Annotated in this window: 18 protein-coding genes; 11 read left to right on the forward strand and 7 right to left on the reverse strand. The window is 71.8% G+C overall.

Annotated elements, in window-relative coordinates:
- Positions 1 to 9: 9 nt before the first annotated feature.
- On the forward strand, positions 10 to 1,728 hold the full coding sequence (locus tag ACZ52R_RS28550; RefSeq protein ID WP_465614835.1) for a PLP-dependent aminotransferase family protein: 1,719 nt from the start codon (positions 10 to 12) through the stop codon (positions 1,726 to 1,728).
- On the opposite strand, the gene ACZ52R_RS28555 is transcribed toward ACZ52R_RS28550, so the two are convergent.
- Positions 1,704 to 1,940, reverse strand: a complete 237-nt coding sequence (locus ACZ52R_RS28555) for a hypothetical protein (RefSeq protein ID WP_465754404.1) — start codon at positions 1,938 to 1,940, stop codon at positions 1,704 to 1,706. The two genes, ACZ52R_RS28550 and ACZ52R_RS28555, sit on opposite strands and share 25 nt — an antisense overlap.
- 205 nt (positions 1,941 to 2,145) lie before the next feature.
- Between ACZ52R_RS28555 and ACZ52R_RS28560 the strand changes: the two genes are divergently transcribed.
- Positions 2,146 to 2,835, forward strand: a complete 690-nt coding sequence (locus tag ACZ52R_RS28560) for a ribonuclease H family protein (RefSeq protein WP_465614837.1) — start codon at positions 2,146 to 2,148, stop codon at positions 2,833 to 2,835.
- 95 nt (positions 2,836 to 2,930) lie between these two features.
- A complete protein-coding gene (locus ACZ52R_RS28565) occupies positions 2,931 to 3,137 on the forward strand; it encodes a hypothetical protein (protein WP_465614838.1) in 207 nt (68 codons plus the stop codon).
- A 65-nt stretch (positions 3,138 to 3,202) separates the two neighbouring features.
- Here the strand turns inward: ACZ52R_RS28565 and ACZ52R_RS28570 are convergent, their stop codons facing one another.
- Entirely contained in the window at positions 3,203 to 4,393 is a 1,191-nt protein-coding gene (locus ACZ52R_RS28570) for a hypothetical protein (protein WP_465754405.1), read from the reverse strand.
- A gap of 460 nt (positions 4,394 to 4,853) precedes the next feature.
- On the opposite strand from ACZ52R_RS28570, the gene ACZ52R_RS28575 reads away from it, so the two are divergent.
- Positions 4,854 to 5,594 carry a hypothetical protein gene (locus ACZ52R_RS28575; protein WP_360501766.1) on the forward strand — a complete coding sequence of 247 codons (741 nt, stop codon included), beginning with the start codon at positions 4,854 to 4,856 and terminating at the stop codon, positions 5,592 to 5,594.
- A gap of 75 nt (positions 5,595 to 5,669) precedes the next feature.
- Here the strand turns inward: ACZ52R_RS28575 and ACZ52R_RS28580 are convergent, their stop codons facing one another.
- Entirely contained in the window at positions 5,670 to 6,242 is a 573-nt protein-coding gene (locus ACZ52R_RS28580) for a PH domain-containing protein (protein ID WP_465614840.1), read from the reverse strand.
- A 75-nt stretch (positions 6,243 to 6,317) separates the two neighbouring features.
- Positions 6,318 to 7,019 (reverse strand): hypothetical protein, encoded by a 702-nt coding sequence (locus tag ACZ52R_RS28585; RefSeq protein ID WP_465754406.1) that lies wholly within the window; start codon positions 7,017 to 7,019, stop codon positions 6,318 to 6,320.
- Positions 7,020 to 7,319: 300 nt separating this feature from the next.
- Between ACZ52R_RS28585 and sph the strand changes: the two genes are divergently transcribed.
- Positions 7,320 to 8,315, forward strand: a complete 996-nt coding sequence (gene sph, locus ACZ52R_RS28590) for a sphingomyelin phosphodiesterase (RefSeq protein ID WP_465754407.1) — start codon at positions 7,320 to 7,322, stop codon at positions 8,313 to 8,315.
- Between the two features lie 161 nt (positions 8,316 to 8,476).
- Entirely contained in the window at positions 8,477 to 9,280 is an 804-nt protein-coding gene (locus ACZ52R_RS28595) for a thioesterase family protein (RefSeq protein WP_465614843.1), read from the forward strand.
- Between the two features lie 116 nt (positions 9,281 to 9,396).
- Here ACZ52R_RS28595 and ACZ52R_RS28600 read toward each other — a convergent pair whose 3' ends face one another.
- Entirely contained in the window at positions 9,397 to 10,722 is a 1,326-nt protein-coding gene (locus tag ACZ52R_RS28600) for a radical SAM protein (RefSeq protein ID WP_465754408.1), read from the reverse strand.
- 652 nt (positions 10,723 to 11,374) lie between these two features.
- Here ACZ52R_RS28600 and ACZ52R_RS28605 point away from each other — a divergent pair.
- Entirely contained in the window at positions 11,375 to 12,793 is a 1,419-nt protein-coding gene (locus ACZ52R_RS28605; RefSeq protein WP_465754409.1) for a family 2 encapsulin nanocompartment cargo protein terpene cyclase, read from the forward strand.
- Positions 12,794 to 12,876: 83 nt separating this feature from the next.
- Complete coding sequence (locus tag ACZ52R_RS28610) at positions 12,877 to 13,755, forward strand: geranyl diphosphate 2-C-methyltransferase (protein WP_465754410.1); 879 nt, start codon at positions 12,877 to 12,879, stop codon at positions 13,753 to 13,755.
- A 79-nt stretch (positions 13,756 to 13,834) separates the two neighbouring features.
- On the opposite strand, the gene ACZ52R_RS28615 is transcribed toward ACZ52R_RS28610, so the two are convergent.
- On the reverse strand, positions 13,835 to 14,479 hold the full coding sequence (locus ACZ52R_RS28615) for a dihydrofolate reductase family protein (protein ID WP_360501787.1): 645 nt from the start codon (positions 14,477 to 14,479) through the stop codon (positions 13,835 to 13,837).
- Positions 14,480 to 14,808: 329 nt separating this feature from the next.
- Here ACZ52R_RS28615 and ACZ52R_RS28620 point away from each other — a divergent pair, with 329 nt between their 5' ends.
- A complete protein-coding gene (locus ACZ52R_RS28620; RefSeq protein ID WP_465754411.1) occupies positions 14,809 to 15,879 on the forward strand; it encodes a phosphatidylinositol-specific phospholipase C domain-containing protein in 1,071 nt (356 codons plus the stop codon).
- Positions 15,880 to 16,295: 416 nt separating this feature from the next.
- A complete protein-coding gene (locus ACZ52R_RS28625) occupies positions 16,296 to 16,646 on the forward strand; it encodes a 5-carboxymethyl-2-hydroxymuconate Delta-isomerase (RefSeq protein WP_465754412.1) in 351 nt (116 codons plus the stop codon).
- A 78-nt stretch (positions 16,647 to 16,724) separates the two neighbouring features.
- Here the strand turns inward: ACZ52R_RS28625 and ACZ52R_RS28630 are convergent, their stop codons facing one another.
- A complete protein-coding gene (locus tag ACZ52R_RS28630) occupies positions 16,725 to 18,329 on the reverse strand; it encodes an alpha/beta hydrolase (RefSeq protein ID WP_465754413.1) in 1,605 nt (534 codons plus the stop codon).
- A 145-nt stretch (positions 18,330 to 18,474) separates the two neighbouring features.
- Here ACZ52R_RS28630 and ACZ52R_RS28635 point away from each other — a divergent pair, with 145 nt between their 5' ends.
- Positions 18,475 to 19,827 (forward strand): MFS transporter, encoded by a 1,353-nt coding sequence (locus tag ACZ52R_RS28635; protein ID WP_465614850.1) that lies wholly within the window; start codon positions 18,475 to 18,477, stop codon positions 19,825 to 19,827.
- The last annotated feature ends 80 nt before the right edge of the window (positions 19,828 to 19,907 follow it).

The raw sequence follows: 19,907 nt of genomic DNA on the forward strand, positions 1-19,907 counted from the left end.
GCCCTGCCCATGAGCCCGACCGCGTCCGCCACCTTCGCCCCGGCCGCCGACCCGGACGCCGCCGCCCCGACGGCCGTCGACCCCGGCCCGGAGCTGGCCGGCGGCGACTTCGCGCTCCCGGCCGGCGGACTGGACGACGCACAGCGGCTCCGCGCACTCGACGCGGTCGACGAGTACCTGACCCGCAAGCGCAAGCACCTGGTCGGGTACCAGGCCACCCAGGACATGCAGGGCACCGCGCTGGACCTGGCCCGGTTCATGCCCAACAACATCAACAACCTCGGCGACCCGTTCCAGAGCGGCGGCTACAAGCCCAACACCAAGGTCGTCGAGCGGGCCGTCCTCGACTACTACGCGAAGCTGTGGCACGCCGAGCGCCCGCACGACCCGGCCGACCCCGAGTCCTACTGGGGCTACATGCTGTCCATGGGCTCGACCGAGGGCAACATGTACGCCCTCTGGAACGCCCGGGACTACCTGAGCGGCAAGGCGCTGATCCAGCCGCCGACCACCCCCTTCGACGCGCTGCGCTACGTGAAGGCCACGCCCGACCGGTCGAACCCGAACGCGCACCACCCGGTGGCGTTCTACTCCGAGGACACCCACTACTCCTTCGCCAAGGCCGTCCGCGTCCTGGGCGTCGAGACCTTCCACGCCGTGGGCCTGGAGAAGTACGCCGACGAGTGCCCGCTGGTCGACCCCGTGACCGGCCTCCGCACCTGGCCCACCGAGGTGCCGTCCAGCCCGGGGCCGTCCGGCCTGTCCTGGGACGGCCCCGGCGCGATAGACGTCGACGCCCTCGCCACACTCGTCGAGTTCTTCGCCGCCAAGGGCCACCCGGTCTTCGTCAACCTCAACCTGGGCAGCACCTTCAAGGGCGCCCACGACGACGTCCGCGCGGTCTGCGAGCGGCTGCTCCCGATCTTCGAGCGGTACGGCCTGGTCCGCCGCGAGGTGGTCTGCGGCACCGACCCGGTGACCGGGGAGCCGCTGGTCGACGTGCGCCGCGGCTTCTGGATCCACGTGGACGGCGCGCTCGGCGCCGGCTACGCGCCGTTCCTGCGCCTGGCCGCCCAGGACCCGGGGGCGTACGGCTGGACCCCCGAGGTGGAGCTGCCCGAGTTCGACTTCGGCCTGCGGCTGCCCAGCGCCGAGTGCGGCGAGGTCGACATGGTCTCCTCGATCGCGATGAGCGGCCACAAGTGGGCCGGTGCGCCGTGGCCGTGCGGGATCTACATGACGAAGGTGAAGTACCAGATCTCGCCGCCGTCCCAGCCGGACTACATCGGCGCGCCGGACACCACCTTCGCCGGCTCCCGCAACGGCTTCTCCCCGCTGATCCTCTGGGACCACCTGTCCCGGTACTCCTACCAGGACCAGGTGGACCGGATCCGCGCGGCCCAGGAGCTCGCCGCCTACCTGGAGCGGCGGCTGGTCGCCATGGAGCAGGAGCTCGGCGTCGAGCTCTGGCCGGCCCGTACCCCGGGCGCCGTCACCGTGCGGTTCCGCCAGCCGAGCCCGGAGCTGGTGGCCAAGTGGTCGCTGTCCTCCCAGGACGTGCTGCTGGTCCCGGGCGACGAGACCACCCGACGCAGCTACGTGCACGTCTTCGTGATGCCCTCGGTCGACCGCGCGAAGCTGGACGCCCTGCTGGCCGAACTCGCCGAGGACCCGGCGATCCTGGGCCTACCGGTCGAGGACGCTCACCGGTCCCCGGCGTTCGGGTAGGCGTTGACGCCCTGCCCGTCGATGTCCGCCCCCCACTCGTCCGCACCGACGGCGCCCACGCAGTAGCCGACGCCCTGCACGGTGCCGCCGGCCTCCTGGCACTGCTCGGCGGTGACGTCGTACGGGAGCGCCCAGGCGGGGGCGCCGGCGGCGCAGACGAGGAGGGCGGCCGCGAGCGGGACGGCCAGGCGGGCCGGCGGTGAAGTGATCATGCGCCCTACGACAGCACGGAGTCGGGACGACGGCGAGTCCGGAGCGGCCGTTCGCCGCCCACCAGGTCGGGTCGCTCTCCGCGGGACTGCCGGACTGCCGGACCGCCGGACTGCGGGACTGCGGGCCTGCGGGCCTGCGGGCCTGAGCGGGCTGTGCGGCCGAGCGGCTTTGGTTCCCGGCTGCCCGACCAGGCATGATCGGGGCATGGTCGAACGAGTCATTGCAGCGTGTGACGGAGCAGCCAAGGGCAACCCGGGCCCGGCGGGCTGGGCGTACGTGGTGGCGGACGCCCAGGGGGCGCCCCAGCGCTGGGAGTCCGGGGCGCTCGGGCACAGCACCAACAACGTGGGCGAGCTGACGGCGCTGCAGCGGCTGCTGGCGGCGACCGACCCGGCCGTGCCGCTGGAGGTGCGGCTGGACAGCACCTACACCCGCGACTCGGTGACCAAGTGGCTGAAGGGCTGGAAGCGCAACGGCTGGAAGACGGCGGCCGGCAAGCCGGTCGCCAACCAGGAGCTGATCCAGGCGATCGACGCGCTACTGGAGGACCGGGACGTCACCTTCGTCTACGTCCCGGCCCACCAGGTGGACGGCGACCCGCTGAACGCCATCGCCGACAAGGCCGCCAGCGACGCCGCCCGCACCCAGCGGGACGCCTCCGGCACCGCCGCCGACCTCCCCGAGCCCGACCCGGCCGCCGCCCCGAAGCCCCGCACCACCCGCACCGCCTCGGCCGGCAGCCCGGCGAAGCGCGCCTCCTCGGGCACCGCCCGTACCCTCGCCGCCCGCTACCCCGGCACCTGCCCGTGCAGCCGCCCGTACGCCAAGGGCGACAAGATCACCAAGGTCGGCAGCAGCTGGGGCCACCCGGAGTGCGTCGCCGCCCACGCCTGACAGCGGGTACCTGGACCGCCGTCGCGCTGAGTCCGCCGGGGCTCCCGTCCGTACATCCCGGTGGGAAGGTCCCGGCGGAGCCGGAGGTGGGTGCGGTGATCGTCTCGGAGACGGCGGAGTTCCATGTCGGGGACCGGGTGTGGGTCTACCGCGAGTCGTCCTATGCCGCGGTCGAGAGCGCCGTCGTCGTGGCCGCCCCGGTGGACCGCAGCCTGCGGCTGGAGTTCACCGACGGTCACCGCAGCCATCTGCGGTCAGGCCGGGTCGAGTTGTCGGCCAGGCGTGCCGTGCAGGCGGTGTAGGGGCGGAACGCGATCGGCCGGCCGCAGGTGCGGCCGGCCGGTCGTGGTGGCGGGGTCGAGCTGGATCAGCTCTCCTGCGTGATCTCCTTGATGTCCTCGAAGCTCATGCCGAGCGAGTTGAACGCGCGGGCCTGGGACTCCGGGACGCCGAGCTTGGCGAGCTCCTTGAGCTGGGCGTCGGTCAGCGGTGCCGCGGCGGTGGCCGGGCCGCCCTCCGGGGCGAGGCCGCCGCCGGGGCCGGCGGCGAGGCCGAGCACCGCCTTCGTCAGGTCCGCGCTGGTCATCTTCACCGCGCCGGCCGGAACCTGGACGTTCGGGGCCGACTGGTTGAAGGCGAGCTTCACCGGGAAGTTGACGCCCGGCTCGATCTTTTCCTGCAGCTGGGCGAGGTCGAACGTGGCGGAGGAGAAGGCGCCGTTCTTCAGGTAGAGGTCGACGCCGACCTTGCGGTCCGGCACGTCGCTCGGGGCCTGGCTCGGGAACTTCCCGAACTGCTGCGGGAACTTGTCCGCGACCGGCTTGACGGCCTTGAACATCTCGTCCACCAGCTGGCGGGCCGGGGCGCTCAGCCAGATGTGCTCGGCGCCGTCCTTCTTGCCCTTGTCCTCGTACGTGACGGTGCGGCTGAGCACGTCCTTCAGCGAGTTGACGAGCTGTTTGGCGGCCTCCGGGTCGGCGGTGGGCGCGGCGCTCGGGGTGGCCTTCTTGCCGTCGTTCTTCTTCGCCTCGTCGGCGAGCTCCTGGAGGTCGAGCGAGACCCACGTGCCGGCCAGCACCTCCTTGACCGGGCCCATGTCCGGCGGCAGGTCCTTGCTGACGGCGTCCACCTGGGACGGGTCCTCGCCGACGAGCTTGACCAGGCCCTTGGCGTCGACGTGCAGGTAGCCCTTGGCGTCGACCTGGCGGTACTCCAGCAGCGCGGCGCCGTTGCGGTCGGAGAGCACGTAGGAGATGCGCACCGACTTGTCGAGCGTCAGGTCGTTGCCGGCGGCCGAGCCCTTGGCGCTCTTGAAGGCGTCGATGTCCTTGAGCGGCTTGTCGGCGGAGACCGCGACGGCGAGTGTGAGCCCGGACAGCGCCTTGGCGCTCTTCTCGTCGATCTGTCCGTCGGCGCGCTTGCCTCCGGCGCCCTTGCCTCCGACGCCCTTCTCCCCGGTGGCCTTGGCGAAGGCGACGATCTGCTCGGGGGTGGCGTCAATGGAGAGCGCGAAGCCGGCCGACTTGCCGTCACCGACCTTGTCGAAGGCCTTGGACACCTTCTGGGCGGCGGAGAGCTGCTCGACGGTGCCGCAGGCGGCGAGACCGGTGGCGAGGACGGAAGCGGTGACGGCGACGGGTATCGCACCGCGAGCGGCCTTGCGGATGGCGGTGTTGATGGTGCAACTCCTGTGTGACTGGGCCCGATCGGACTGACGGGCCTTTCCTCCCCTGCGGCATGCAGCGCCACAGCGCCTACACAGGTGAACACATTATCAGCAAGTAGTCACACGATTATTTGGCCCAGGCTTTAACCAATCCGGCCCGAGAACGCCCGATGTGGCCTGATCCGTCGTCCGCCCGCCGGGCGATGGCGGTGGCCGCCGCGCTGACCAGCGGAAACATGGCAAAACCTTTGCCGAGAAGGGATGTTCAGAGCCCGCCCACCACCTGCTAGCCTCAGCCGATTTCCCGCCGGGCAAGGTCGGCGGACACGACGGGGTAAGAGGTACCGAAAGCATGGCAATACGCCGGGCGAAGCAGAAGGCCCAGGTCATCGAGAAGCTCTCGCAGGTGGCGCCGCCGGGGGAGACGTTCATCGCGTGCGTGCACGTGGAGACCGGCCCCAGCCCGTGGCTCAACGCGGTCTTCGACGAGGTGCCGCTGCTCGGCCTGATCGTCGCACTGACCCGTCAGTTCTACTTCCTGACGCTCACCAACAGCTCGATCGTGGTCAACACGGCCAGCCGCTGGACCAACCGCCCCGGCGAGGTGGTCGCGGTCTTCCCGCGGAACGCCTTCCCGGTGAGCCGGGTCAAGCGGGCCTCGATCTGGAGCTCGATGTACCTGCAGCTGCCCACCAGCACCAAGCCGACCCGGCTGAACATCCACCGCTACTGGCGGGCCGAGATGGACCAGCTGAGCACGGCCTTCCCGCCCGGGTCGATCGACCCGTCCTCGCAGCCGTTCGAGCTCGCGCCCACGGGCATGCCGTACCCGGGGCAGCCCGGCCAGGCCTACCCGCAGCAGGGCCAGCCCTTCCCGCAGCAGCAGGCCTACCCGGCGCCGCCCGCGCAGCCGTACCCGCCGCAGCAGGCCTACCCGGCCCCGCCGGCCCAGCCGTACCCGCCGCAGCAGCAGCCGTACCCGGCGGCGCAGCCCTACCCGCCGCAGCAGGCCTACCCGGCGGCCCCGGCCCAGCCCTACCCGCCGCAGGCGTCGCCCTACGGCGGCCAGCCTGGCTACCCCGGGCAGCAGTGACCTCGCCGTAGGCCGCCTGAACACGCGTCGGCCCCGGCTCCCCGATGGGAGCCGGGGCCGATCGGCTTTCCGCGACTACTGCCCCTGCAGGGCGACGACGACGAAGACCACCACGACGACGACGATCCCGACGAGCACGCCGATCACCGTCGGCGTCAGCCGGTCCCGGAACTGCTTCGCCGGCTTCACCCGCTGCGTCGCGTCCGTGCTGTACTCCCACCAGTTCACCAGTCGCCGGAAGTTCACCTCGAAGTCCGCGGCCGGGTAGATCGCGCTGGTCTGCAGGCCCGGCAGCGAGCGGCGCCGCCCGTCGGTGAGGTGGATCCGCGCCGCGTACGACGTCGAGCCGTTGCTCTTGGTCTCCCGCACATCGATCCAACGGACCTCGTGCCACGGGTAGGTGCGGCCGCGGCCGACACCCCAGCAGACGGTGACGCCGTCGCCGCCGACCCGGCTCCAGCAGCGCCAGCTCAGGACGAAGGCCGGGACGGCGAGCACCAGGGTCCCGAGGAGCAGCCAGAGTGCGCCCCAGGTGCCGAGCTTCATCCCGCCGAAGACGAGTTGGAGCACGATCACGACGAGGAGCGGCCCGAGGTTCGACCACGAGGGCCGGAACAAGTCCTTCCCCCGGAAGATCAGTTCGTTCACACGGCGCAGATTACGCCTGCGCCCCCGGGCCGGAACAGGGGGGTGCGGATCACTTCCCGGGGACCTCCTCGCCCGCTACCCGCGGCCCTTCCGACCGGCGGTCGCGGCCGTCTCGCGGAGGGTGCGGCGCGCCGCACCCAGGGTGAGCAGGCCCCACAGGACGGCGGCTGCGGCGGTGACGTAGAGGCCGCCGCCGCGGAAGGACAGGTCCTCGTCCAGCGAGGCCGGCGGGGCCCAGCCCTCCGGGTCGACCAGCACGTTCATGGCGGTGCCGACGTCGGACCTGCCCGAGCAGCCGAAGCCGCCGACCTGGCCGTGCGGCAGCGGCTGCCCGTCGGCGCGGCGGATGTCGCAGGTCCAGCTCACCTTCCCGCTCCGGTCCTTCGCGCTGTGGGCGCCGGTGACCACGACCTCGGTCTTCACCGCGCGATGGGACAGGATCTGCGCGCGGATGCTCGTCGTCGGAAGCACCATCAGCAGCACACCGAGCAGGACGGCCGGCCAGATCACCCAGCCGCGGGCCCGGACGAACCCCATGCCGATGATGCCCGTCGACAACACCAGGAACGCGGGGATCGTGCAGAGGAGCTGGTAGTCCGGGTCGGTGGCGATCGCCAGCAGGCCGACCATCAGCACCGGGGTGAGCAGCCCGACCAGCCACGCCGTCCGGCGGACCGCCCGCGGCGACAGCTTCGGTGCCGGGCGCCTGCGAACCCGCTTCGGCGGCCGGACCGCCCCTTCGGCGAGCGGTCTCTTCTGCTTCTTCCTGCCTGCCATGTGGCCCCCGTCCGGTGGTGCGGTGGTGCGTTCTTTCCGTGCCCTCTGCCGTGCCCATTGCGGCGCCCGTTTGCGTTGCCCGTTTGCCGTGCCTGCGACAGTGTGACCGCAGCCCCCGACGGCCGGAAGAGCGGGGGCAGGCAGGGCGGTCCGGTGACCGCCTGTCCGCTGGTTCGTGCGGGTGTTACCGGCGGGTTCACCGAATGCTCGCCCGACGTCTTGCGGTCCGTGCCGACCGGCACGTTGGATACACAACATCCCGCGACCCGACGGGTCCACGACACGCCCCACGGAGCCCAGATGCCGCTGTCGTCCGTCCGCCGTGCCCTCGCCGCCGGTGCCGCCGCCACCGTGCTCGCCACGCTCGGCGCCGCCCCCGCCTCGGCCGAGAGCGCGCCGGCCCCCACGTCGACAGAGAAGAGTGCGCTCCCGCTCGACGTGCTCACCTACAACGTGTTCCTGATGAGCACCACGCTCTACCCCAACTGGGGCCAGCAGTACCGGGCGCAGGCGATCGCCTCGGCGGACTTCTTCCAGGGCCACGACGTGGTCGTGCTGGAGGAGGCCTTCGACAACGGGGCCTCCGACGCGCTGACCGCGAAGGCCTCGGCCGCGTACCCGTACCACACGCCCGTGGTCGGCCGCTCCACGAGTGGCTGGGACGCCACCTCCGGCAGCTACAGCTCCACCACCCCCGAGGACGGCGGGGTCACCCTGCTCAGCAAGTGGCCGATCCTGCGCAAGGAACAGTACGTCTACAAGGACGCGTGCGGCTCGGACTGGTTCTCCAACAAGGGCTTCGTCTACGCGGTGCTGGACGTCGACGGCCGCCGCACCCACGTGGTCGGCACCCACCTGCAGTCCACCGACTCGGGCTGCACCAGCGGCCAGGCGGCGGACATCCGGGCCAAGCAACTCACTGCGATGCGCGGCTTCCTCGACGCCAAGCGGATCCCGGCCGGCGAGCCGATCGTCCTCGCGGGCGACCTCAACATCGACTCCCACGGCTCCGAGTACCAGGCGCTGCTGGACAACGGCAACCTCGCCCCGGCGTCCGCCCGCACCGGCTGGCCGTACTCCTTCGACACCGCCGACAACTCCATCGCCGCCTACCGCTACCCGGGCGAGCCCAAGGAGGACCTCGACTACGTGCTCTACCGCGCCGACCACGCCCGCCCGCAGCAGTACACCAACCAGGTCGTCCGGGAGCACAGCGCGCCCTGGACGGTGAGCAGTTGGGGCAAGAGCTACACCTACACCGACCTCTCCGACCACTACCCGCTCGCCGCGCACTGACGACGCTCGGGCTGCCGAAGGGGCAGCGGGGTGTGGGATGCGTCACCGTCACGCCCCGGAGGCGGTTCGGCCCCTTACGATCCTGAACGCCGAGGTCGGGCGCCGTCGTACCCCGGCGGCGCCCGCCCGGTGACCAGCGATCGGCCCGAGGAGAAGCGCACGTGACCACCCCCACCACCGCGCCCGACAGCTACTACCAGCGCACCGGCGAGAACCGCTACAAGCCCACCCTCCAGGCCCAGGGCGCCTGGCACCCCGACGAGCAGCACTTCAGCCCGCTCGGCGGCCTGATCGTCCACGCGATCGACCAGTACCGTGCCGGCCGCCCCGGCAACGGCCTGGCGCTGACCCGGATCAGCTTCGACATACTCGGCCTGATCGCCCTCGAGGAGTTCGAGGTCACCGTGGAGACCGTCCGGCCCGGGCGCACCATCGAACTGGTCGAGGCCACCGTGGTGATCGGGGAGCGCGCCGTCGTCCGGGCCCGCGCGTGGTTCCTCGCCGAACTCGACACCGCCGCCATCGCCGGGACCCACGACCAGCGGCTGCCCGCGCCCGAGGAGTTCGAGCCCTGGACGATGAGCGGGCTGTGGGGCGGCGGCTACATCTCCTCGATCGACGTCCGCCGCCGCGAGACGGCCCCCGGCCGCGCCGCCGCCTGGATCTCCAGCCGGGCCGGATTGGTCGCCGGGGAGCCCAGCAGCCCGCACGCCTCCTTCATCGCGCTGGTGGACACCGCCAACGGCATTGCCGCCCGGCAGGACCCCACCGAGTGGATGTTCCCCAACACCGACCTGACGATCCACCTCCACCGCCGCCCCGAGGGCCCCTGGACCGGCCTGGACACCAGCGTCAGCTTCGGCCCGGCCGGTCACGGTGTCACCAGCACCGTCCTGCACGACGAGCACGGGCCGGTGGGCCGCGCCGAGCAGATCCTCACCGTCCGCCCGCAGAACGGGAGTTGACCGGCCCGACGATCGCGCCGGTCAACCCGATGCGGCCGTGATGCCCCGAAGCGCCTCCGACGGCGCCGCCCTCCGAGGGGGCGGCGCCGTAGCGGTGTGCGCTCAGGAGGGCGGGCTTACGCGGGCAGCGAGTCCATGAAGGAGCTGACGGAGAAGACCGCCCGGCCCGGGCCGGCCGGGCCGTAGCCGGGCGGCGAGGAGAGCCCGAACTCCTCCAGGGTCGCGCGGTAGGTCTGCAGCAGCCGGATGTGGTACTCCAGCGGTGCGCCCTGCGGGTTGGCCTTGCCGAGCGGGGTGGTGGGCTCGGGGCACCAGGTGGTGAAGCGCGGGACCACGCCGTGGGACGTGAAGAAGCGCAGGCCCTCCTCGGTGGAGGTGATCGCCTCGTCCACCGTGGTGAAGCCGAAGGGCTCGGCCATCTCCACGCCCGCGACGAAGTTGGGGATCACGTTCTCCGGCCCGAACACCTCGGTGGAGTCGAGGATCCGGCGGTGCCACTCGTCGCGCCCGACGTAGCGCTCCTTGCCCGGGCAGTACAGCTCGAAGAGCCGCCGGTCCCACACCTCGAAGTTGGGGTGGTAGATCCGCACGCCGTAGTCGTGGAAGCGCTGGACGTCCTCGCGCGGCAGCGCCTGGGCCACCACCTTGCCGATCCAGCGGCCGGGGAAGCGTTCCTCGATGGCCTTGGCGTACTGCCCGTAGAAGTCGGCCTCGTCCCGGCCGCCGACGTGCGAGGTGATCGCGCCGCCGGTGAGGGTGTACGCCTGGGAGGCGCGGGCGGTGTCGTGCTCGTCGATCAGTGCCAGCGCCTCCAGCACCTCCTCGACCGGCTTGACCCCGGTGTACGGGCGGCCGGCGGCCTTGTGCTGGCGCCAGTTGTGGTTGATGTCGCAGTACTGGCACTCCTCCTTGGCGCCGAAGTACTGGCAGACCCGGAACACCGTGAGGTAGATCAGGTAACCCCACTGGATGGTCGGGGCGACCTCCATCACCGACTTCCCGTTGGCCAGCGTGTGCCGGTAGTAGTCGGGCATCGGGGGCAGACCGACGTCGGCGATCCGCGCACCGTCCAGGTAGAGGCCGAGCGTGCCGTCCTCCCCGGCGCCGACCCGGTACGGCGAGTCCGGGTTGACCCGCACCGACACCACCGTGCGGCGCAGCCCGTACGGCCCGCCGGTCAGCACGATCTCCTCCGGCGGCCGGTTGAGCGCGGCGGCGCCCAGCTCGGGCAGGGTGCGGTGGTCGAAGGAGAAGATGAAGTACGACTTCGGCTTGACCTCGCCGCCCCCGTCGGTGCCGGCACTGCCGCTGAGCGCGGACTCGTCGAAGGCCATGCCGCCCCGCAGCAGGTCCTCCTTGATCACCGCCTCCCGGGGCACGTCGGGATAGCGCTCCATGAGCCCCTCGATGAGTGCGGTGCGGCTGCGGGCCTGGCTCTCCATGCGCTGGTCTTCCTTCCTGGCTCCGATCCTCCACGGAGCCGTGGCCATTCTTCTCCCCCTTACGCGCCCGGCCGTGCCCGGCCACGCGAAGGAAGACCGACAGGTCGTCGACGATGTCGGCGGCACGGGGGAAGCTCCGGGCCCAGGGCGTGTTCGAGGAGTTGGGCCGACCAGAGGATCCCGCCGGCCCAGAGGTCGGCCGGCCCGCGTTCCAGCGGGTTCTCCGGAGCGAGGTCGGCCATCTGCATTCGAACAAACCCCGCCGCGAAGGGCACAACGCCGACGGCCGGAACGGGACACGGGTGGGGTGCGCCGGGTTGACGCGGGGGGCGGGGGCGTCGAGGGGGTCGATGCGGGGCGGGGCGCCCTGTGTGCTGAGCGGGCAGATGCATGACAGGGGCGCAACCAAACGCCGCCAGCATGAACGTTCACCCTATCGGGTGTAGAAGATCGTCCGTTGCGTTCCGGAACGGGCCTTCGCGCCTACGGTTGGGAATCGAGCGAAGACGGGGTCCGTCGCCAGGAGTTCCCTTCGCGGCGGGCGAGATGACGACCCGTCATATCGCGCGATCCTTCTCAGAGGAGGCTTCATGCCCCTGTGTGTCCGAGCGGACTCACCACCCGGGCCCGCCGCCGCCCCGGCGGTGGGCTCATGAGCTCCCCGGCGATCGAGCGGATCCTGCGCGGGCCCACCGGACTGGGCACCGCCGGGCTGCAGTTGAGGCCGCAGGTCCCGGCGCCTGAGGCCGCGACGCCTGAGGCCGTGACGCCTGAGGTCCCGGCCCCCGAGGTCGCAGCCCCGCAGGTCGCGATCCCCGAGGTGTCGGCCCCCGAGGTCGCAGCCCCGCAGGTCGCGATCCCCGAGGTGTCGGCCCCCGAGGTCTCGGCTGCGGAGACCCCGGTGTCCGAGGCCGTGGTGTCCGAAGTCGTGGTGCCCGACGTCCAGGTGCCGCCTGTCCCTGCCTTGTCCCTTCCCGCCCTGTCCCTCCCCGCCTTGTCCGTCCCCGCCCTGCCCGGCGTGGCGGCGCTCGGATCGGCCGCGCTCGGGGTGGCTCCGGCTGCCGAGGCTCCGAGCGGTGGCAAGCCCAGGACCGGCGACCCCATCCCCGGTCTCTACCACCACCCGATCGCCGAGCCCGACCCGGTCCGGGTGGAGGCGCTCAGCCTGAAGATCAAGGCCTGGGCGATCGACGAGATCGAGCTCTACCCGCCGGAGTGGGAGAAGGACTTCGACGGGTTCTCCACCGGGCGCTACATGGTGGCCTGCCACCCCGACGCACCCAGCATCGACCACCTGATGCTCGCGGCCCGCCTGATGGTGGCCGAGAACGCGGTGGACGACTACTACTGCGAGGACCTCGGCGGATCGCCGGTCGGCCTGGGTAGCCGCCTGCTGCTCGCGCACACCGCGATCGACCCGCTGCACACCACGCCGGAGTACCACCCGGCCTGGGAGGCCTCCCTGTCCGAGGACGCCCCCCGGCGCTCGTACCGCTCGGCGATGGACTACTTCGTCCGTGCCTCCACGCCCTCCCAGTCGGACCGCTTCCGGCACGACATGGCACGGCTGCACCTGGGGTACCTGGCCGAGGCGGCCTGGGCGGAGACGGACCACGTGCCGGAGGTGTGGGAGTACCTGGCCATGCGCCAGTTCAACAACTTCCGCCCCTGCCCGACGATCACCGACACCGTCGGCGGTTACGAGCTTCCCGTCGAGCTGCACGCGTTGCCCGCCATGCAGCGGGTGATCGCGCTCGCGGGCAACGCCACCACGATTGTCAACGACCTGTACTCGTACACCAAGGAGCTGGCCGGCCCCGGCCTGCACCTGAACCTGCCTGTGGTGATCTCGGAACGCGAGGGCGTCTCGCGCAAGGAGGGCTACCTGAAGGCCGTCGAGGTCCACAACGACCTGATGCGCGCCTTCGAGGCCGAGTCGGCCGCTCTGGCCGTCGCCTGTCCGGTGCCGACTCTGGTGCGCTTCCTGCGCGGTGTGGCCGCGTGGCTCGACGGCAACCACTACTGGCACCAGACCAACACCCACCGCTACACCCTGCCCGGCTTCTGGTGACCACTCGCCCCCGGCGCTGACACCCGAGCTCGGCGACGACACCCGTGCTCGGTAACCATTCTTAAGAACCTTGGAGTTGACCCATGTCCCTGACCGACGACCGCACCACCTCCGGCAAGGCCATCCCCGGCCCGGCGACTCCGTACCAGGGCGACATCGCACGCTACTGGGACCACGAGGCTCGCCCGGTCAACCTTCGTCTGGGCGACGTCGACGGCCTCTACCACCACCACTACGGCATCGGCGAGATCGACCAGGCCGCGATCGGCGACCCGGCCGACAGCGAGCGCGAGAAGAAGGTGATCGCCGAGCTGCACCGCCTGGAGTCCGCCCAGGCCGACGTGCTGCTCGACAACCTCGGCGCCATCCCGGCCGACGGCACCCTGGTCGACGCCGGCTGCGGCCGCGGCGGCTCGATGGTGATGGCCCACCAGCGCTTCGGCTGCCGGGTCGAGGGCCTGACCCTCTCCACCCAGCAGGCCGACTTCGGCAACAAGCGCGCCGCTGAGCTCGGCATCGGCTCGTTCGTCCGCTCCCGGGTCGCCAACATGCTGGACATGCCCATCGAGACCGGTTCGGTCGCGGGCTCCTGGAACAACGAGTCCAGCATGTACGTCGACCTGCACGACCTGTTCGCCGAGCACTCCCGGGTGCTCAGCGTCGGCGGCCGGTACGTGACCATCACCGGCTGCTGGAACCCGCGGTACGGCCAGCCGTCGAAGTGGGTCTCACAGATCAACGCCCACTTCGAGTGCAACATCCACTCCCGCCGCGAGTACCTGCGGACGATGGCCGACAACCGTCTGGTGCCCCAGGCCGTCATCGATCTGACCCCGGACACCCTGCCCTACTGGGAGCTGCGGAACACCACCTCGCTGGTCACCGGCATCGAGGAGGCGTTCATCGAGTCCTACAAGGACGGCTCGTTCCAGTACGTGCTGATCGCGGCGGACCGGGTCTGATCGCGGTCTGATCGACCGAAACACCGACGGCGGCCTCCCTCGCACCCGCGGGGAGGCCGCCGTCACGTGTGCGGGCTCGCTACGGCCGGGTGAAGGTGAGGTGCGTGACGCCGCTCGGGCCCGTCACCGCCTCGGTGCGGAACCGCTGCTCCAGGCCCTCCAGCCCCGCCCAGAGCGACTCGCCCCGGCCGAGGACGATCGGCACCACGACCACGTGCAGGTGGTCGATGAGGTCGGCCTCCAGGAAGGCGCGGACCGTGCTCGGGCCGCCGCCGATTCGCACGTCCTTGCCGCCGGCCGCTTCGCGGGCCTGGCGCAGCGCCTCCTCGGGCGTCGCGTCGATGAAGTGGAAGGTCGTCCCGCCCTCCATCTCGAGCGTCGGGCGCGGGTGGTGGGTGAGCACGAAGACGGGGGTGTGGAACGGCGGGTTGGAGCCCCACCAGCCCTTCCACTCCTCGTCCTGCCAGGGGCCGCGCTGCGGGCCGAACTTGTTGCGGCCCATGATCTCCGCGCCGATGTCGTCGCCCCAGGCGCGGGCCATCGCCTCGTCCACGCCGGTGTCGCCGCCCTCTTCGCCGTGCATCCGCCGGAACGTCCGGGTGTTGAAGAACCAGCCGTGCAGCCGGTGGGCGGCGTGGCCGAACGGCGCGTCGAGGCTCTGCCCCTCGCCCGTGCCGTAGCCGTCGAGGGAGATCGAGAAATTGTGGACCCGGACCAGGGACATCGGCTTCCTCCGCCGCTCGGCGCCTCGGTGCGGGCGGGCCGCACCCTGTTCGCGAGCCCACGCTAACCCGCGGGTCCGACACCCTGAGGCTCCGTCACCGTCTCTGGCGTGGCGTGGCGTGGCGTGGCGGGGGCGGTGGCGGGGCGGAGGTGTGGGCGATGGGCCGCGAGTGGCGGATGTGGAGGAGGGGGAGGGGACCGGCGGAGAAGCAGTGCGCCCGTCACGCTATTGTCGGGCCTTCTTCACGCGGAGCACGCCCAGGTGGGCGATGCTTCGTCAGGCTGCCCGGAGGAGGGCAGCCGGCACGTTCCGAACCTCGGGGGGTTCCCATGACCGTACGCCGTACTCTGTCCGGATTCCTGGCGGCCGGCCTGCTCGCCGGCGCGGCCGCGCTGATCACGACCGTCCCGGCGGGCGCCGCCCCGAGCGGGACGGGCGACCTGCCGTTCGGCTCGGCCACCACCGTCGGCCTGCACAACACCTACGACCCGGCCGCCTTCCCGTACCTGGCTCAGGGCCTGGACACCGGCACCGGGATGATCGAGCTGGACCTCTGGCCGAACATCGTCACCAAGGAGTGGAAGGTCAGCCACTCCAACCCGCTCGGCAACGGCAACAACTGCACCGCCGCGACCACCCCCGCCCAGCTCTACAGCGGCGGCACCAACAAGAACCTGGAGAACTGCCTGGACGACGTCCGGGTCTGGCTCGCCGCGCACCCGGCGGCCGGGCCGCTGGTCATCAAGCTGGAACTCAAGCCGGGCTTCTCCGCCAACCTCGGGATGGGCCCCGACCAGCTGGACGCCCTGATCGCCCAGCACCTCGGCTCCGCCGTGCTGCGCCCCGCCGACCTGCTGGCCAAGCCGGGCGGCGGCTCGTACGCGAGCCTCGACGAGGCGGTGCGGGCGGGCAACTGGCCGAGCCGCTCGGCGCTGGCCGGGAAGGTGCTGCTGTACGCGATCCCGGGCACGGTCGAGCTGGGCAACCCCTTCGACACCCTGCACACCGACGTCGAGTACGGGCGGCACCTGCGCGACCTGGCGGCGGCGGGCCGGCTCGGCCAGGCCCAGGTGTTCCCGGCCGTGCTGGGCGCCGCGGCCGGCGACCCGCGTGGTCAGTACACCGGCGCGGACGCCTCGATCCGGCCGTGGTTCGTGGTCTTCGACGGCGATGCGGCCACCTACGTCAACGGCATCGACACCGCGTGGTACGACAACGCGCACTACCTGCTGGTGATGACCGACGCCCACAAGGTCGCGCCGGAGATCAGCGGCACCGACCCGACGGCCGACCAGGCGCGGGCCCGCGTCGAGCAGTTGGCCAAGGCGCACGCGAGCATCGTGTCGAGCGACTGGCGCAAGCTGCCGGCGACGCAGTCCCTGGTCCTGCCGCGCGGCTGACGGCGTGACGCCTGCGGGCCCCGGATGGGCCCGCAGGCGGCCGGCCGCCTGCGGTAACCGGCCAGGTCACGTCACCTTCGGGTACACCGAGTTGACCCGAGGTGAAGAGTTGGATCATCACCGGCAAGCAGTACCACGAGGACTACTACACCGCCGACCACTACGCGACCTTCCGCAAGGTCGACTTCGGCTGCTGACCCGGCCACCGCTCCACCGCAGGGCCCCGGCGCCACCCCGCGCCGGGGCCCGTCTGCTTCACCGCCCGCTTCACCGTCCACTGCGCCGTCCACTGCGCCGTTCGTCTCGCCTGCGCTGCCCGCTGTACCGCCCGTCTCGCCGTCCGGGGCCCCGTCCGCCGACCACCCACCGCCGCGCGGTAGCGTCGGCGCCGTACTGTCCGACTCCGGGAGGTTCCCGTGCCGCAGATCCTGGTCGATCACTCGGCCGAACTCGACTTCGACCGCGCGGCCTTGGCCGACGAGGTCCACCAGGCGATCACCGAGGTCATCGATACGACCGTGTCGCAGTGCAAGACCGTCTTCCGTCCCGCCGCGCACCACCGGGTCGGCGACGGCACGACCGGCGAGGCCGTGGTCCTGGTCGAGGTCAAGATCCTGGTCGGCCGCACCGCCGAACAGCGCGCCGAGCTGACCAACCGGGTCCTCGGCGCCCTCCGCTCCCGGATAGCCGAGCCCGCCGCCCTCGGCGTCCAGGTCACCGAACTCGACCGCGACACCTACCGGTTCGTCCACCACCCCGGGCACTGACCGGCGGCGGACGCACAACGGTCCCGGGCGCCCGGCCGGTCGGCCGGGCACACGGGACCGCTGTCGTTCGGGCGGGGGTCAGTCCGTGGGGCAGTGGGTGCCCGCCGTCGGCACGGTGCCGTCCACCAGGAAGGCGTCGACCGAGGCGCGGATGCACTTGCTCGCGCCGTACGCGGTGTGGCCCTCGCCTTCGCGGGTGAGCAGGACGGCGTTGCCGAGCTCGGCGGTGAGCTTCTCGGACCACGCGTACGGGGTGGCCGGGTCGCCGGTGGTGCCGACGACCACGATGGGCGTGGTGGCCGTCGATGTGATGACGTGCGGCTTCTCGGTGGCGCGGAACGGCCAGATCCGGCAGTCCGGGTCGAAGAGCGCCGCGAGTGGGTCGTGCTTGCTGACCAGCGGGGCCTTGGCGGCGAGGTCGGTGAGCGAGGCCTGCAGCTGGTCGCCGGCCGGGGCGTCGGTGGCGCCGTCGGCGCAGTGGATGGCAGTGTAGGCGTCCACGGAGGGGGTGTAACGGCCGTCCTTGTCACGGCCGTTGTAGCCGTCGGCCAGGGCGAGCAGGTCGTCGCCCTTGCCGCGTACCATCGCCCAGCCGAGGGTGTTGCGCAGCCCGCTCCAGGCCTTCTCGCCGCCGTAGAGGCGGCTGATCACGCCGGTCCACGCCGCGCTGGAGGTCAGGGTGCGGCCCTTCGCGGTCTTCAGCGGCTTGTCCTTGAGCCCGTCGAGGAAGTCGGCGAGCTTCTGCGGGGCCCGGCCGGCGTCGGTGCCGAGCGGGCACGGGTCCTTGGTGACGCAGTCGGCGGCGAAGGCCTTCAGGGCGCGCTCGAAGCCGGCCTCCTGCTCGATGTTGTGCTGGACCAGGGAGAAGGAGGGCGAGGTGGCGCCGTCCAGGACGAGCCGGCCGACCCGGTCCGGGAACTCCTCGGCGTAGAGCGAGCCGAGGTAGGTGCCGTAGGACATCCCGAGGTAGCTGAGCTTCTGGTCGCCGAGGGCGCCGCGCAGCACGTCCATGTCCCGGGCGGTGTTGCGGGTGCCGACGAAGGGGAGCAGCTGGGCGTACTTGGCCTGGCAGGCGTCGGCGAGCTGCTTGCCGTGGTCGGCGCCGGGCTCGTCGGTGTTGAGCCAGCCGTCCCGGGCCTGGTCGTCGAGGCACTTGAGCGGGCTGGTGCCGGCCACGCCGCGCGGGTCGAAGCCGACGATGTCGTAGCGCTCGTGCAGCGGGCCGTCGAAGCCCTTGGAGTTGTACGTGACCATCTGGACGCCGGAGCCGCCCGGGCCGCCCGGGTTGAGCAGCAGCGAGCCGATCCGCTGGTCGGGCTTGGTGGCGGGGTTGCGGACCACCGCGACGTCCAGGGTACCGGTGGCCGGGGCGCTGTAGTCGAGCGGGACCTTGAGGGAGGCGCACTGGAGGGCGGAGCTGTCCCCCTCGCTCTGCGGGTCCTTCGGGCAGGGCGCCCAGGCGAGTTGCTGACCGTAGAACGCCTGGAGCGCCGGGTCTGCGGCGCCGGTCGGCTTGGCCGTCGGCGTGGGGGTCGGGGTGACGCTCGGCGTTGCGGCGTCGGCGGCGGCCGTGGTGGGCGCGGTCTTGCCGCTGCTGCCACTGGTGCAGCCGGCCAGCAGGGCGGCGGTGGCGACGGCCGCGACGGTGGCGGGCAGGATGCGCCGCGAGGTTCGGGGGATCATGGAATGCACCGCACACAAATATCACCCGGTCATCACATCAGTCACCTCGATATTCCGTAGGCGTACCGGACGTGGCCCGGCGGCCTCGCGCCGGACCCGGGGGCGCCCGATTCCACAGGGTCCCGAACGGTGCCATGCTGGGGCCATGACAGACAGCGGTGCGCTCACCCCACTCCGTAAGAGGTCGGAAGTCGGTGGACGGCGGCGGGAGTTGGCCGCAGCGACGGTGGGCTCGGTGGTCGAGTCCTTCGACTGGAACATCTACGCCGTCCTCGCGCCCTACTTCGCGGCAGACCTCTTCGGGCACGGCAAACACGGGGTCGGCGGGGTACTGGGGGCGTACGTGACCTTCGCGGTGGGCTTCGTGGCCCGCCCGGTCGGGTCGTACCTGATCGGCCGGCTCAGCGACACCCGGGGGCGGCGCTTCGCGCTGAGCCTCGGCATGGCGGTGATCGCCGTCGCCAGTCTGGGCATCGCGGCCGTGCCGGGCCAGCGCTCGATCGGGGTCTGGGCGGCGGTGCTGGCGGTCCTCGCGCGGCTGGTGCAGGGACTCGCCTTCGGTGGGGAGGCGCCGAGTGTGGCCGCGTACGTGACCGAGACGGCCCCGCCGCGGCACCGGTTCGCGTTCAGCTCGGTGTCGTACGGCGGGATCATCCTCGGCTCGCTGCTCTCCTTCGGGGTGCTCACGCTGCTGATCCACACCATCGGCAAGTCCGGCCTGGAGAACGGCGGTTGGCGCTGGGGCTTCGTGGTCGCCGCACTGCTCGGGCTGGCCGCCGTCTGGGTACGACGCTCGGCACCGGAGAGCGCGGAGTTCCACCGGGCCCGGGAGAGCGTGGCGGACGGCGCCCGCCCGCCGTTCCTGCGGATGCTCCGCGAGCACCGGTGGGCGGCGTTCACCGTCTTCCTCAACACCCTCGGCGGGACGGTCGGTTACTACTTCGCCCTGGTCTACCTGCCGCAGTACGCCGCCGCCTACCACGTGATCGACAAGGAGTCGGCCGCCTCGTTCATGACCGTGGTGCTCGGCGTCGTGCTGGTCACCATGCTGCTCACCGGCGCCGCCGCCGACCGCTTCGGCCTGCTGCCGGTCGCCCGGATCGGGTTCGCCCTGCCCGTGCCACTGGTCGGGGTGCTGCTGGCCGGGCTGCGCCAGGGCTGGCTGCCGTTCCAGGTCGTCGCCGTGCTGCTGGGTATGCTGGTGGCGACGGTGCTCGGCACGCTCAACGTCTTCACCGGGCTGCTGTTCCCGACCGAGGTGCGGGCGGTCGGCCTCGGCGTGGTCAACGCGGCCACCATCGCCGCGTTCGGCGGCACCTTCCCGCTGCTCGCCGAGTGGCTCAGCGACCGGCACTGGCTCGGCGTGATCCCCGGGTACGTCACCCTCTGCACGATGGGCCCGGCCCTCGCGCTGCTGACGGCGATGAAGGTGCCAAGCTTCGCGGCCGCCGTCCGGGATGCCGAGACCGTGGCCGGGCGTTCACCGGGAACCGCCTGACGGACGATCATCGACTGTGGTTGAGTGGTCCGGACTTACGCCGAACGGGGAGAGCGAGCGTGGACGTCAACACACCGGAC

The sequence above is a fragment of the Kitasatospora sp. NPDC034023 genome (assembly GCF_055575795.1).